Below are 14,671 nucleotides of genomic sequence, written 5' to 3'. Positions count from 1 at the left end.
GCCGATTTGATGCCGGGGAGCGCAGGGGTTCCTCCTTGCCCCGCTCGGAAGAGCCGCCCGCCGATCGCCGGACACGGCGCGATTGCCCGCTACTTCACCTGCCGCTTCTCCAGTTTGCGCGCGAGCGTCCGCCGATGCATGCCGAGGCGGCGCGCAGTCTCCGAGATATTGAACCCGGTATCGGCGAGCGTTTCGTGGATATGCTCCCATTCGAGCGTCTTGATCGACGTTTGCCGTCCGTCGAGCGGTATATCCACATCGCCTTCCGCCTTGTGAAAGGCCGCTTCGATATCGTCGGTGTTCGATGGTTTGGCGAGATAATGCGCGGCACCCAGCTTCACGGCTTCGACGGCGGTGGCGATGCTCGCATAGCCGGTCAGAACGACGATCAGCGTCGCCGGATCATGGGCATGCAGCGCGCGGATACAGGCAAGCCCCGACGCCTGACCCAGTTTCAGATCGACCACGGCATAATTCAGGACATGCCCCTCAAGCAGCAGCGCCGCCATGGTTTCGGGGCCGTTCGCGACCAGAACCCTGTAACCACGCCGCTCGAACGACCGGCGCAGGGTGCGCGCGAACGCCTCGTCATCCTCGACAATGAGCAGAGTCCGGCTATCCGTCATCCTCGCCCCTCCCCGCGAGCGCAACCGCCGCGACCGGCAAGGTCAGCGTGACTTCGGCGCCGCGCCGGTCGAGATTGCGCGCCACGACATTGCCGCCGAATTTCCGCATCACATTGACGACCAGGAACAGCCCCAGCCCGCTGCCGGGACGCCGTTTGGTCGATTGATAGGGCTTGCCGTAATTTTCGAGCATGGCCGGGGTAAAGCCGGGCCCCCTGTCGCGCACCGCAAGGATGATCGCATCGGCACTGCGATCGACCGACAGGCTGATCCATTGCGGCGACGCCTCGGCGGCATTGTCGAGGATGTTGCAGATCACTTGCTTCAGCGCGGTGTCGGAGACGATCGGCAAGTCCGCCCCGAAATGATTGTCATAGGCCAGAATGGTGCCGCTGCGCGTGGTGCGCCAGTCGGCGACCAGCTCGTCGAGAAAGGCGTGGACGCTGGTGATTGCCGGCGCCTCGCCCCGTGCTTCGCCCGCCGACATCAGGATGCCGGTGACGATCGCCTTGCAGCGCTGCACCTCGGCCTGCATGTCCTCGATTTCCTCGACCATCTCCGGATCGCCGGCCAGTTTGGGCATCCGGCGCCAGTCGTTGAGGATCACCGCGAGCGACGCCAGCGGCGTTCCCAGTTCATGCGCCGCGCCCGATGCCAACAGCCCGATGCGGATGACATGGTCCTGCTCCACCGCCTGTTGCCGCATATCCGCGACATGCGCGTCGCGCGCGCGCAGATTGCCGGTGATGCGGGTGACGAACAACACTAGCAGGATGGCGATCAGCACGAAACAGACCGCCATGCCCTGAACATGCAGGCCGAACAGATTGCCGATGTAACGGTGCGGCAGATCGAGCGGACGATAGACCATCATCAACAGCGTGAAACACACGATGGTCGCACCGACGATCACCCAGCTCGACCAGCGTTCGAGCAACACCGCGCCAAGCACGACTTGCAGCAGGAAGAGCGATGCGAACGGGTTGGTGGCGCCGCCGCTGAGATAAAGCTGAACGGTGAGCGCCGCGACGTCGAGCAGCAGGGCCAGGAACAATTCGGCATTGGCGACGCCGCGGCGTTTGCGCAGCAGCGCCAGGCTGACGCTGTTGAGCGTCACCAGCCCGAGCAGCACCGCGAACATCGGCACGAGCGGCAAGGAAACGCCCATGCCGAAATGAACCGCCAGGATCGTCGCCAGCTGACCCGCGACCGCCAGCCAGCGCAACTGGATGAGCTGGACCATGTTCTTGTGGCCGGCGGCATCGGCCGACAATAAGGACGCCATCGCTGTCGCTCGCAATCCGTTGCGCGGTCGGAGGCGCCGCGTTCTCACGCGCCCTCCCTATCGCCGTCGCGCCGGTTACGCCATTCGCTGCGGATCGCATAAGCGGCCCCGGCCGCGACCATCGCCGCCAGCGCGAACCAGGTCAGCGCATAAACGGCATGATTATTGGGGAAAGCGATAATGGTCAGCCCGCCGACCGGCCCGGCCCGATCGCCCCCTGCTGCACCGCCCGCTGCTGCTCCGGCCGCGCCTGAATCGGCATCGGCGTCGATGAAATAGGGAGCGACGTCGTGCAGGCCGTGCGCGGCGGCGATGGCCGCGACGTCGCGCGAATACCAGCGCGCCGAACGCGGATCATTGACGCGCAGAAAGCCGCCCCCGGCTTCGCTCATGCGAAGCAGGCCGGTAACGGTTACCGGAGCGGTGTCTTCGCGCGTTGCCTGATTCTGCACGCGACGCTGCTCAGGCGGCAGGAAACCGCGATTGATCAGTACGATGAAGCCCTGATCGGTGCGCAGCGGCGTCATCACCCAATAGCCGCCACCCAACACTGTCGTCGCCTGCACGAAGCTCTCACGGCGATCGAGATAGACGCCGCGCACGCGCACCCGGCGATAGGCGTGCGTCGATGCGGTGAGCCCGGACCATTGATCCGGGCCGGGAACCGCCACGGCGGGAGCGTGGATGCGCTGCTCGACCTGTGCGATCAGGTCCAGCTTCCAGGCCCGGCGCTGGACTTGCCAGACGCCCAGCGCGATCAGTCCGGCGAAGATCGATGCCGCCACCAGGCCAAGCGCGACAAGCCCGGCCCGCGACCGGGGCTGCGGGCCGCGCCGGCCGGCGGCGGTCACGGCATCTGTCGCATGTCGTGCGCGGACATCGGCATCATGTTGGTGTTCATGTGATACATGACCCAGAGCGAGCCCGCGAGCGTGATCACCACGACAACGATGGTGAAGATCAACGCCATCAGGTTCCAGCCCCCTTCCGACTTCGCGTCCATGTGCAGGAAGAATATCATGTGGACGACGATTTGTACCATCGCCAACGCCATGATGATCGGCGCGATGACCTGGTTGGGGAGCGCACCGGTCATCACCAGCCAGAACGGGATGGCGGTCAGCAGCACCGACAGGCCGAAGCCGATCAGATAGGTCTTGCGCGATCCATGGGCCTGGCCGTGTTCGCCGGTTTCGCCCGGCTCATGGCCACGTTCGTGCGCGCTCATCGCAGCATTCCCATCAGATAGACAAAGGTGAAGACGCCGATCCAGATGACGTCGAGAAAGTGCCAGAACAGGCTGAGGCACATCAACCGGCGCCGATTGGCCGGGATCAACCCGCGCCGTCCCACCTGCACCATCAGCACGACCAGCCAGAGGAGCCCGAAGGTGACGTGCAGCCCATGCGTGCCGACCAGCGTGAAGAAGGACGACAGGAAAGCGCTGCGCTGCGGCGTTGCGCCGATATGGATCAGATGGGAGAATTCATAGAGTTCGATGCTGAGGAAAGCCGCGCCGAACAGCCCGGTGACGGCGAGCCATGCCTGAGTGCGGCCGACCCGGCCCTGCGCCATCTCCAGCATGGCAAAGCCATAGGTGATGGAGGAGAAGAGCAGCATCGCGGTGTTGAGCGCAACCAGCGGCAGATCGAACAAATCGCGCGGCGCCGGTCCGGCCGCATAATTCGCGCCCAGCACGCCATAGGTTGCGAACAGCATCGCGAAGATCAGGCAATCGCTCATCAGATAGAGCCAGAAGCCCAGCATGGTGCTGCTGCCTTCCGGGTGATGCGGTTCCTCGGCGAGATGGAAGACCGGGCTGCCGTCCGCGTGAAGCGGTGCGGTGATGGCTGTCGACATCGTCAGGCTCCCGTGGCGAGCTGGCGCGTGCGCGCGTCTTCGACGCGCGTGACCTCTTCGGCGGGAATGAAGAAGTCGCGCTTGTAGTTGAAGGTATGGGCGATCGCGACGGCGAGCAGCGCGACGAAGCTCAGGCCCGCCAGCCACCAGACATACCAGATCATGCCGATCGAAAAGGCCACGCTCAGCCCGGCAAGGATCACGCCCGTACCGGTGTTGCTCGGCATATGGATAGCGCGGAAGCCATCGACCGGCCGTTGATAGCCCCGCCGCTTCATGTCCGCCCAGGCATCATTGTCATGGATCACCGGGGTGAAGGCGAAATTATAATCGGACGGCGGCGAGGAGGTCGACCATTCCAGCGTGCGCCCGTCCCAGGGGTCGCCGGTCGTGTCGCGCAATGCTTCGCGCTTGCGGAAGCTGACATAGAATTGCACCAGCATCGCGCCGATCCCGACCGCGATCAGCACCGCGCCGAACGCCGCGATCTGGAACCAGATCTGATAGGATGGATCGTCGAACACGCGCAGCCGCCGTGTCACCCCCATCAGGCCGAGAATATAGAGCGGCATGAAGGCGACCCAGAATCCGACCACCCAGCACCAGAAGGAAATCTTGCCCCAGAAGGGGTCGAGCCGGAAGCCGAACGCCTTCGGGAACCAGTAATTGATCCCCGCGAACAGGCCGAACAGCACGCCGCCGATGATCACATTGTGGAAATGCGCCACCAGGAACAGGCTGTTGTGCAGCACGAAATCCGCCGGCGGTACGGCAAGCAGCACGCCGGTCATGCCACCGAACACGAACGTGATCATGAAGGCGATCGTCCACATCATCGGCAAGTCGAAGCGGATGCGCCCGCGATACATGGTGAACAGCCAGTTGAAGAGCTTCGCCCCGGTCGGGATCGAGATCACCATGGTGGTGATGCCGAAGAAGCTGTTGACGCTCGCCCCCGACCCCATGGTGAAGAAATGGTGCAGCCAGACCAGGTACGACAGGATGGTGATGACCACCGTCGCATAGACCATCGACGTATAGCCGAAGATCCGCTTGCCCGAGAAGGTCGCGGTAACCTCCGAAAAGACACCGAACAGCGGCAGGATCAGGATATAGACTTCGGGATGGCCCCAGATCCAGATGAGGTTCACATACATCATCGGGTTGCCCCCGAAGTCATTGGTGAAGAAATTGGTGCCGACATAACGGTCGAGCGACAACAGGCCGAGCACTGCGGTCAGCACCGGGAAAGCGGCGACGATCAGCACGTTGGTGCACAGCGAGGTCCAGGTGAAGACCGGCATCTTCATCATCGTCATGCCGGGCGCACGCATCTTGACGATGGTAGCGATCAGGTTGACGCCCGACAGGAGCGTGCCGACCCCGGCGATCTGCAACGCCCAGATGTAATAATCCACGCCGACGCCAGGACTATAGCCGATGCCCGACAGCGGCGGATAAGCGAGCCAGCCGGTGCGCGCGAATTCACCGACGAACAGCGACATCATCACCACCACCGCGCCCGCGGTGGTCATCCAGAAGCTGAAATTGTTGAGAAAGGGAAAGGACACGTCGCGCGCGCCGATCTGCAGCGGGACGATATAATTCATCAGTCCGGTGACCAGCGGCATGGCGACGAAGAAAATCATGATCACGCCGTGCGCGGTGAAGATCTGGTCGTAATGATGCGCATTCAGATAGCCTTCGGACCCATTGAACGCCATCGCCTGTTGCAGCCGCATCATCACCGCGTCGGCAAAGCCGCGCAGCAGCATCACCATCCCCAGGATCATGTACATGATGCCGATGCGCTTATGGTCGACGGTGGTGAACCATTCGCGCCAGAGATAGGTCCAGAGCTTGAAATAGCTCAGCGCACCCAGCAGCGCGATGCCACCGAGCGCGACGCCCGCGAAGGTCGCGACGACGATCGGTTCGTGCAGCGGCAATGCGTCGAGCGTGAAGCGCCCGAAGATCGGGCTGATCGGGACGAAATCGGATTTCATGAATACGGACTTCTCAAAGCGAGGTCGGATGAACGGGCGATGCCTGTGCGATCGCCGGCTGCGCGCGCGACGAGCGGCCCGGCACCGGCAAGCCGGCCCCTGACAGTAAGGCGGCATTGGGCGGGGATGCGGCGGCGGAATGATCGGTCAATGCCGATACCATGCCCTCGTCAGTGGTGCAGATGGCGCCGACCCGGGCCGAAAGCGGTCCCAGCACGGTGCGGCTGCCGCGACGGGCATATTTGTCATATTCCAGCGGCCGCAGATTATAGATGCCGGCCAGCCCCAGCCCGCCCCGCGCATCGATCCGCATCATCTCCGCCATGCACATATTGCCCTTTTCGACGCACAGGTTGAGCGCGGCGTCGTAAAGCTGGGGATCGACGCTGGCGTAGCGGCGCACCGGGACATTCTCGCTTGGCCGTTCCAGCGTCAGATAACCCGCGCGATCAAGCGTGCCGCCGGCCGCCTTCGCCTTGGCCACCCAGGCGGCGAAGCCGGCATCGCTGAGTCCGTGGAACCGGAAGCGCATGCCCGAAAAGCCGTCGCCGCTATAGTTGGCGGAGAAGCCGGCATAGTCGCCCGGCCGGTTGATCACGGCGTGAAGCTTGGTCTCCATGCCCGGCATGGCGTAGATCTGGCCGGCCAGTGCCGGGATGTAGAAGGAGTTCATCACCGACGAGGAGGTGATCCGGAACGCGATCGGCCGGTCGATCGGCGCCGCCATCTCGTTGACGGTGGCGATGCCATATTCGGGATAGATGAACAGCCATTTCCAGTCGAGCGCCACGACCTGCACTTCGAGCGGCTTCGCGTCCCTGGCGACTGGCTGGCCTGCCGCGGTACGGGCAATCGGGCGATAAGGGTCGAGCAGATGCGTACCGACCCAGGTGATCGCGCCCAGGCAAATGATGATCAGCAGCGGCGCGGCCCAGATCACCAGCTCCAGCTGAGTCGAATGATCCCAATCCGGCTCGTAGCGCGCAGCGGTATTGGCGTGGCGATAGCGCCAGGCGAACAGCCCGACGAGCGCGATCACCGGTATGATGATGAGCAGCATCAGCACGGTCGCGATGACCACCAGGTCGCGCTGCTGCGCCGCGACATCGCCCGCCGGATGGAGCACGACCATGTTGCAGCCGCCAAGCAAGGCCGGCAGGGCAAGGACCGTCAGCGCACGAACGGCGGTGGCGACGGGCGATTGAGAGCGAAACAGCTTCGGCATGACGGCGCGCTAGGCCGACGGACCGCACCCCGACATTGGACATTTTGTCCAATCCCCCAATCGCCGAATTGCGCGCACAGACGATTGTCAGATGCCATGATGGTGGGGGCTCAGCCCTGCCCCTGCCAGCCCTGCCCGTGCCAGCCGTGCCTTGAAAGACTCGTATGACGAATCCCGCCGCGCCCTCCTTCAGCCCGTCCGACCGCGACGCCCGGACGACCATCGCCCGTCATGGCGAAATCGCGCCCGGCGAGATTGCGATCGGCGTGATCATCGGCCGCACGTCGGAATTCTTCGACTTCTTCGTTTATGCCATCGCCTCGGTGCTGGTCTTTCCGGTCCTGGTCTTCCCCTTTGTCGACCGGCTGACCGGCACGCTGTATTCCTTCGCGATCTTCGCGCTGGCCTTTGTCGCCCGCCCGATCGGGTCGTTCATCTTCATGGCCGTCGATCGTGCCCATGGCCGCGGCGTCAAATTGACCATCGCGCTGTTCCTGCTCGGCGGATCGACCGCGGCGATCGCCTTCCTCCCCGGGCATGCGCAGATCGGCGCGGCATCGGCGCTGTTGCTGGCGCTGTTCCGCATGGGCCAGGGCGTGGCGCTCGGCGGCACCTGGGACGGCCTTGCCTCGCTGCTCGCGCTCAATGCGCCGGAGGGAAAGCGCGGCTGGTACGCGATGATCCCGCAGCTCGGCGCACCGATCGGCCTGATGGTGGCCAGCGCGCTGTTCGCCTTTCTCGCCTCCTCGCTGTCGGCGGAGGATTTCCTCGACTGGGGCTGGCGCTATCCCTTCTTCGTGGCGTTCGCGATCAATGTCGTCGCCTTGTTCGCACGCCTGCGGATCGTCTCGACGCCGGCCTATGCCCAATTGTTCGAAAGCCGCGAGCTGCAACCCTCGCCCGTGCTGGAAACGGTCCGCAGGCAAGGCCGCAACATCGTGATCGGCGCCTTCGCGCCGCTCGCCAGCTTCGCGCTGTTCCATATGGTGACGGTATTCCCCTTGTCCTGGGTGTTCCTGTTCACGCGTCAGAACCCGACCCGCTTCCTGGTGATCGAAATCATCGGCGCGGCCGTCGGCGTGCTGGCGGTGCTTGCCTCGGGACTGATCGCCGACCGGGTCGGCCGACGCTATCTGCTCGGCGTATCCGCCGCCGCGATCGCCGTGTTCAGCGGTTTCGCGCCGCAGCTGCTCGACGGCGGCGATATCGGCGAGGTGGCGTTCATGGTGATCGGCTTCGCCATATTGGGGCTGGCGTTCGGCCAGTCGTCGGGCACGGTCAGTTCGAACTTGCCCAGTGCCTATCGCTACACCGGCGCCGCGTTGACCTCGGACCTGGCCTGGCTGGTCGGCGCGGGCTTCGCGCCGCTGGCCGCCCTGGTGCTGGCCAGCCAGTTCGGCCTGATCGCAGCGGGCGGCTATCTGCTGTCCGGCGCGGTGGGGACGCTGGCCGCGCTTGGCATCAACAAGGAACTTGCCGGCAAGATTTCCTGACCGGGCGCAATTTTCGGGGACAAGGGATCTGGCGGCGCTATGGACACGCCGATGCTTAACCGGATGACGCCCAAACCGATGATTCCCGACCGCGCCTTTACCGCATGCCTGTTCGACATGGACGGCACGATCCTGAGTTCGCTCGCCGCCGCCGAGCGCGTCTGGTCGAGCTGGGCGATCCGGCACGGCATCGATGTCGCCGAGTTCCTGCCGACCATTCATGGCGTTCGGGCAATCGAGACGATCAGGCGGCAAGCCATACCGGGCATGGATCCCGAAGCGGAGGCCGAAGCCATCACGCTGGCCGAGATGGACGATCTCGACGGGATCGCTGCAATCGCCGGCGTGGCGGCGTTTCTCGGTTCGATCGGCCGCTGGGCAATCGTCACCTCCGCGCCGCGTCAGCTCGCGCTGCGCAGAATTGCGGCGGCAGGGTTGCCCGTACCACCGGTCCTGGTGACCGCCAACGATGTCGCGAATGGCAAGCCCGCGCCGGATTGTTTCCTCCTCGCAGCGAACAAGCTTGGTGTGGATGCCAGGGATTGCCTGGTCTTCGAGGATGCTCCCGCCGGCATCGCAGCGGCGGAAGCCGCCGGTGCGACGGTCGTCGTGGTCACGGCAACGCACGACCATGCCGTCGAAACGTCCCATCATAGCATTGCCGACTATACGCAGCTGGTCGCGCGCGCCGCGTCCGATGGACGTTTCACGATCGGGCTCGGTTAGTCCTTGAATCATATGCGTTAGAGCGTCGGCAATATTTGATCTGCTATGGTGCGCATGTGGATAGTCTCGCGCTCCTTTTGCTGCTGACCCCGATCCTGGTGTATCCCGGCTACCTGGTCGTGCTGCTTGCCGCCGCGACACTGGCGCGGCCCCGGCCCACCTGTGTGACGGCTGCTCCTGCATCGATCTCGATCCTGATCTGCGCGCATAACGAAGCGGCGCGGATCGGCGCCAAGCTGGAGACCGTTGTCGCTTCGGCCGCGCACTGGCCGGGACGCTGCGAAATTCTCGTCGCCGATGACGGGTCAAGCGATGCGACCGCGGCGATCGTCGAAGGCTTCGCCCCGCGCGGCGTGCACCTTATCCGGCTGCCGCGCGGGGGCAAGGCAGCGGCGCTGAACCGGGTCGTGCCGACGGCGCAGGGCGAGATCGTGGTGATGAGCGACGCCGATCCCCTGTTCGACGCCGCGACGCTGCCGGCATTGATCGCGCCGTTCGCCGATCCGCGGGTCGGCGCGGTCGCCGGTGCGGTCGAGACGATCCGGGCCGGCAAACGCGGGCGCTTTGCCGGATCCGACATCCTGTTCCGCTGGTATGAATCGTCGCTGCGCGGTGCCGAGGACCGGCTGTTCGGCTGCATCTCCGCCGATGGCGGGCTCTACGCGATCCGCACCGCGCTGGTGCCGGTCGTGCCGGCCAGCGTCACCGACGATTTCTGGATCAGCACCGGCGCGGTCGCGGCCGGTTTCCGCATCGCCTTCGCGCCGGATGCGCGCGTCCATGAACAAAGCATCGCCGGCGACCGCCAGCAATTCCGCCGCCGCGTCAGGATCACCGTGCGCGGGCTGACCGGCCTGTGGCAGCGGCGCGCGCTGATGAACCCCGCAGCGACCGGCTGGTATGCGGTCGCGCTGGTCCTGCACAAGGTCGCCAGGCGGCTGGCCCCGCTCGCGCTGGTGCCGCTATTGCCACTGTCGGGCATCCTCGCTTTTGGCGGCAGCCCGGGCTGGGGCGCCTTATTCTGGGCGCTGGTCTTTGCCGGCCTGTCGGGTGCCTGCCTGCTCGGGCTGGTCGGGTATCTGACCCGGCTGCGGCTGCCGCGCCCGCTGGCATTGGGCTATGGTGCCGTGCTGCATCTGGCGGGGCTTGTTGCCGGCGTCACGCTCTTCGCTCTGGGACGGCGCTATGCGCAATGGACTCCCGACAAGACGGCTGCATGAGGATGAAGATCATGAACCGACATCTTGCCTCGATCGGACTGGCGACAGGGCTGGGCGCGATCCTCGCCGTCGGCGTGTCCGCCCAAAGCACCGCGCCGGTTCCGCCATTCGCCCGCACCGACAATTTCGATGCCGGGCTGTGCACCGGATCATGCCCCGGCGCGCTATGGGCCATTCGCCAGGAAGTGAACGGCACCGTGTCGGCCGCGCCGGCGCCAGGTCGGGCCGGCCAGGCATTATATGCCCGCGCCGCGGCGAAGGGGTCGGGCGTGGCCAAGGCGGACATCGTCTTCCGCAGCGGCCCGATGCCGGTCGGCACAGTCCTGACCACCGCATTCGACCTCTACATCCCCGCCGCGACGCCGATCAATTCGATGCAGTTGCTCGATCTGGAATGCGCGACCTGCGGCGAGGAGGGCAATCCCGGGATCAGGCTCTATCTGCGCAACGGCCGGCTGCGCATCGACCGGTCGAAGATCGGCATCGCCAATGCCTGGGTCCGCGACGACGCGCCTGTCCTGACGCCAAATCGCTGGCACCGGATCGTCATGACCGTCCGCATCGGGCTGGAAGACAGCGGTGGGGCACGCGTGACGCTCAATGGCCAGGAAGTACTGGCGGCACAGGGCGCCACGATCATGCCGCTCGCCGCGCGCTATATCGACCGGGTCCAGATCGGCATTACCGCCAATTCGAACCCGGTTCCGGTCTCGCTCTATTTCGACAATGTCGCGATCAGCGCCAGACCGGGGCGCTAAGGCAACGTCGGACGGGCGGGATCACGCCAGCGGCCGTTCGGGCTGACCCTGTCGAAGCCCCGGCGTTGCGCATGCTCTCCGACAGGCCGGAGCGAGCGGGTGGTGGCGGATCAACCCGGCTCGAAACGGCTCCGGCCACGGGAAATTCGGTACATCAGGGGCCCAGCTATCAGTTTCATGGATAGCTGAACGGCATTTATCCGATATTTTCTTATACCAGGAATCGCCATAAAACCTGTCAACCAGTTGTAATATATCGATAATAGAGACGTTTGGCGCGATCGACAGCCTGTCTCGCCCACCTCGCGCCGGGAATATGTTACAATAGGGTGTAACATATCTCGCCGCCCCTCCCCGCAATCCTGCCGCCGGCGGCGATTCAACCCTCCCCCGGGATCGGGCAAGTGATCCTTGCCGGACATATGCCGGCGCGCTCTTCCTCAGTGTCGGGCATCGTCAGTTTAGGTCGGGCTGGTCGCTCGACCTGAAAGGCGCAGGTATCAGTGCGCGCCGTCGCCGCGCCGCACCGCGCTGACCGTCTTGACGATCAGCTGCAGATCGCGCTGCGCCGACATGGTGCGGATATAGGCGATATCCATTTCGACGCGTTCATCGAAGCCGATATTGGCGCGGCCCGATACTTGCCACAGCCCGGTCAGGCCCGGCCGGGCGGCGAGGCGCGGCAAATGCGACATCGAATAGGTCGTCGCGTCGAACGACGTCGGGCGCGGTCCGACGATCGACATTTCGCCACGCACGATATTCAACAGATTGGGCAGTTCATCGATGCTCGTCTTGCGCAGGATGCGCCCGATCCGCGTGATGCGCGGGTCGTGGAGCAATTTGAAATCGGGCGAGTCCGCGCCGTGGATATTGGCGCTACGCAGGCTTTCCTTCAATGCTTCCGCATTGGGAACCATGGTGCGGAATTTGAACAACGGGAAGCGCTTGCCGAGATAGCCGGTGCGTTGCTGCACGAAGAAGATCGGGCCCCGATCGGTCAGCTTGATCAGGATCGCAACGATGATCAGCAACGGCGACAGGATGATCAACCCGATCAGCGCGATGACGCGATCGATCTGCGGTTTTACCAGCCGCGCATAATTGCCGACCTTATGCTCGAGCGGCAGCGGCACGGCGCGCATGTCGGCTTCGAAACGGACACGCCGAGCGATATCGCGACGGCGTTCGGGTCGAGGCATTTCGCCACTCATACCAGCGGACCAATTCGTGCGCGCGCGGCCATGACGAGGCTGCGCAACAGGTTCATCGGGGCAACCAGCAGATACCAGTAATGATTGCCCTGGGCTAGGCGCACGGCGGCGCGCACATGCAGGCCTTCCGCGAACAGCCAGCGAAAACCGAGCGCGCGGTCGCCCATATGGATGCGCGAGATGATCGCGGGCGGCTCCGTGGCGGTATTGCGCCCTCGCCCGCCGGTCGTGCCGCGATAGCCCAAGGCGGCGGCAATCCGGCGCCCTTCGGGACCAACGACATTCTCGGGCCAGCAGAAAATGCGCGGCGATCGACCAAGGCGCTCCTGGAACACGCGCTGGCAGCGCTCGAGATCATCGGTGATCCGCTGTTCCAGGCCGGATTGATCTTCGAGACCGTCAGCGGTCCAGGCCCGTTCGGCAAGCGCGAGGCCCGATTCGAGAACCACCGTGCCAAGCGGCACCGCCACTGGCCGGTCGGTCCGGAACCAGTTGTGCTTGGGCCCGGGAGTCGCTGCCCATTGTACCCAGGCCAGGCTGCGCCAATTGTCCGCCGTCAGCCGGTCGACCGGACGATCCGAGACCGGCACGCGCGCATGTCCGACGCCATGCGGCTCGACCTCGAACAGCGGATGCTCTTCGATTGCGCCAATCTCGCTCCAGTTCATATAGCCGCTGGTATCGCCGTCGCAGGGGCGCAGTTCCTCCTCGGGTTCGATGAAATCGAGCGACACGAAGAACGTTCCCGACATCCCGTGCCGATCGAGCGCCGGTACCGCGTTCTGCCAATTGTCGAGATAGCCATCATCGAAATGGAGGATGACCGTATCACCCGGCGGCGCTTCGCCCGCCAGCCGGCGATCGAGATAGCCGCGCGTTCCGACAACCACGCATCCCATGCGCAGAAGCGTTGCGAGATGCCGTTCGAAGGTTGCCGGATGGACTGATATCTCGGGCGACCAGGGCAGCCAGGACGGCGCCGCGCTGACCGAATGATAGGTCAGAACCGCCACACCTTTCGGCGCGATCATCAGCCGATGCCCGGCCACCAGCGCCGCGATCAACGGCAGAATGGCAAGGATGCCGGGTGCGCGGCTCCAGATATAGAGCGACAGCACCGCGCCGATCGCGACGACGATCGACCAGCGCGTCACGCGACGCAGGCGTTCTTTTTTCCGCGTCATGTCGTCTGCACCGATCGTCCGCGCCAATGATCGCGCGCGCGCTTCGCACGGTCGCGCCCGGCATCATAATATTGCACCAGCCGCCCACGCCAGGTGTCGCCATACAGCGTGATCCGGTAAAGCGTGTCGACGACATCGTTGAAGCGCAGCTTGTACGCTGCGGGCGTCATCCCATTGCCCATATTGTCGTACCACGCGATCGCCGGATCACCGCAGCAATGGCGGATATGCATCACCGCCAAGACATGACCGACCGACAAATCCGCGAACTGCTCGTCATAGCCGACCTTGAGCAGGAACAACCGGTCGCCGCCCAATATGCCATATTCGAACGCGACAATACGCCCCGCCCGTTTCAGCACCGCGATCCTGAGCATGCCCATGGCGGCGGCACGGCGCGCGATTTCAGTATAGAAGAGCAGGTCGGACGGATTATCGCGGATCGATGTTCCCTCCCGCCCCTTCCAGCCGGATTGCTCGACCGCGAATATTTCGTCGAGCAATGGCTGCAGGCCGGTATGCCCATCGAGCAGTTCGAACGTCATCCCGATCTCGCCGGTCGCTTTACGCTCCAGCCCCGACCAGCGTTGGCGTGCGCGCTTGCTGCGTAGCGCCAGCCATTGTTGGTAAGACATGCGGCAATCGGCCATCGGCGACCGCGCATGCGGACGAATCGCCACGCGATGCGCGGGCCAGCCGCGGGCCGCCGCCATTAACCGCGATTGCCCCGTCACATAGTCGATCGTCACCACATCGCGGCCGTCGCGCAGTGCATCGAACAGGCCGTCGGCAATCGGTTCGCCAACCGGTATGTCGAACAGTGCGGAGTGGACATTGGTCTGCGCGCGAAATCGGGCATAGCCGATCGGGCCAAGCTTTCCACGGTCGGCAATCATCGGTAATCCGCCGATTTTGCTGGTTGCCGTGCCCGGGACCAGATAGGCGCGCCGCCATGTCTCGAACCAGGCGGCGCTCAGGTGGAACGCTTCCGCGTCCGGGCCCGAGGTTGCAAAGTCGTCGGCAGGCAGGGGCATGCTCATCGGCAGTATTTAATCTCTCGGCAACTCACCTCGG

The 14,671-nt window shown here is 64.5% G+C and carries 14 protein-coding genes; 4 read left to right on the top strand and 10 right to left on the bottom strand.

Going from position 1 to position 14,671, the window contains the following annotated elements; all coding sequences use genetic code 11:
* Positions 1-89: 89 nt before the first annotated feature.
* From OO12_RS11940 to cyoA, 7 genes are read right to left on the bottom strand one after another with little or no spacing between them, the layout of a single operon-like run.
* Positions 90-626: a response regulator transcription factor gene (locus tag OO12_RS11940; protein WP_034158920.1), complete on the bottom strand. Its 537-nt coding sequence runs from the start codon at positions 624-626 to the stop codon at positions 90-92.
* Positions 616-1,911 (bottom strand): ATP-binding protein, encoded by a 1,296-nt coding sequence (locus OO12_RS11935; protein WP_034158919.1) that lies wholly within the window; start codon positions 1,909-1,911, stop codon positions 616-618. The genes OO12_RS11940 and OO12_RS11935 overlap by 11 nt, the downstream gene beginning before the upstream one ends.
* A gap of 44 nt (positions 1,912-1,955) precedes the next feature.
* Positions 1,956-2,762 (bottom strand): SURF1 family protein, encoded by an 807-nt coding sequence (locus OO12_RS11930; protein WP_034158918.1) that lies wholly within the window; start codon positions 2,760-2,762, stop codon positions 1,956-1,958.
* Positions 2,759-3,139: a cytochrome o ubiquinol oxidase subunit IV gene (cyoD, locus tag OO12_RS11925; protein ID WP_034158917.1), complete on the bottom strand. Its 381-nt coding sequence runs from the start codon at positions 3,137-3,139 to the stop codon at positions 2,759-2,761. Before cyoD ends, OO12_RS11930 begins: the two co-directional genes overlap by 4 nt.
* Positions 3,136-3,771: a cytochrome o ubiquinol oxidase subunit III gene (cyoC, locus tag OO12_RS11920; protein ID WP_034158916.1), complete on the bottom strand. Its 636-nt coding sequence runs from the start codon at positions 3,769-3,771 to the stop codon at positions 3,136-3,138. Before cyoC ends, cyoD begins: the two co-directional genes overlap by 4 nt.
* Before the next feature lie 2 nt (positions 3,772-3,773).
* Positions 3,774-5,777, bottom strand: coding sequence for a cytochrome o ubiquinol oxidase subunit I (gene cyoB, locus OO12_RS11915; protein WP_034158915.1), 2,004 nt, complete (start codon positions 5,775-5,777; stop codon positions 3,774-3,776).
* 13 nt (positions 5,778-5,790) lie between these two features.
* The gene (cyoA, locus tag OO12_RS11910; RefSeq protein ID WP_052215790.1) at positions 5,791-7,002 is read right to left on the bottom strand and encodes a ubiquinol oxidase subunit II; all 1,212 of its coding nucleotides are present in this window, start codon (positions 7,000-7,002) and stop codon (positions 5,791-5,793) included.
* A gap of 164 nt (positions 7,003-7,166) precedes the next feature.
* On the opposite strand from cyoA, the gene OO12_RS11905 reads away from it, so the two are divergent.
* From OO12_RS11905 to OO12_RS11890, 4 genes are read left to right on the top strand one after another with little or no spacing between them, the layout of a single operon-like run.
* Positions 7,167-8,495, top strand: coding sequence for an MFS transporter (locus OO12_RS11905; RefSeq protein WP_034158914.1), 1,329 nt, complete (start codon positions 7,167-7,169; stop codon positions 8,493-8,495).
* A 51-nt stretch (positions 8,496-8,546) separates the two neighbouring features.
* Positions 8,547-9,221, top strand: a complete 675-nt coding sequence (locus OO12_RS11900; RefSeq protein ID WP_235364766.1) for an HAD-IA family hydrolase — start codon at positions 8,547-8,549, stop codon at positions 9,219-9,221.
* 56 nt (positions 9,222-9,277) lie between these two features.
* Positions 9,278-10,441, top strand: a complete 1,164-nt coding sequence (locus OO12_RS11895) for a glycosyltransferase (RefSeq protein ID WP_034159141.1) — start codon at positions 9,278-9,280, stop codon at positions 10,439-10,441.
* Between the two features lie 11 nt (positions 10,442-10,452).
* Complete coding sequence (locus OO12_RS11890) at positions 10,453-11,199, top strand: heparin lyase I family protein (protein WP_152616383.1); 747 nt, start codon at positions 10,453-10,455, stop codon at positions 11,197-11,199.
* A 500-nt stretch (positions 11,200-11,699) separates the two neighbouring features.
* Here the strand turns inward: OO12_RS11890 and OO12_RS11885 are convergent, their stop codons facing one another.
* From OO12_RS11885 to OO12_RS26890, 3 genes are read right to left on the bottom strand one after another with little or no spacing between them, the layout of a single operon-like run.
* The gene (locus tag OO12_RS11885) at positions 11,700-12,401 is read right to left on the bottom strand and encodes a sugar transferase (protein ID WP_200887451.1); all 702 of its coding nucleotides are present in this window, start codon (positions 12,399-12,401) and stop codon (positions 11,700-11,702) included.
* Between the two features lie 8 nt (positions 12,402-12,409).
* Positions 12,410-13,597, bottom strand: a complete 1,188-nt coding sequence (locus OO12_RS11880) for a polysaccharide deacetylase family protein (protein WP_034158912.1) — start codon at positions 13,595-13,597, stop codon at positions 12,410-12,412.
* Complete coding sequence (locus OO12_RS26890; RefSeq protein ID WP_052215788.1) at positions 13,594-14,637, bottom strand: GNAT family N-acetyltransferase; 1,044 nt, start codon at positions 14,635-14,637, stop codon at positions 13,594-13,596. Before OO12_RS26890 ends, OO12_RS11880 begins: the two co-directional genes overlap by 4 nt.
* Positions 14,638-14,671 lie beyond the last annotated feature (34 nt).

This window comes from Sphingomonas sp. ERG5 (assembly GCF_000803065.1).
In the GTDB taxonomy this organism is placed as follows: Bacteria; Pseudomonadota; Alphaproteobacteria; order Sphingomonadales; family Sphingomonadaceae; genus Sphingomonas.
The sequence above is the reverse complement of the archived record's forward strand: the minus strand, read 5'-3'. Positions and strand labels throughout refer to the sequence as shown.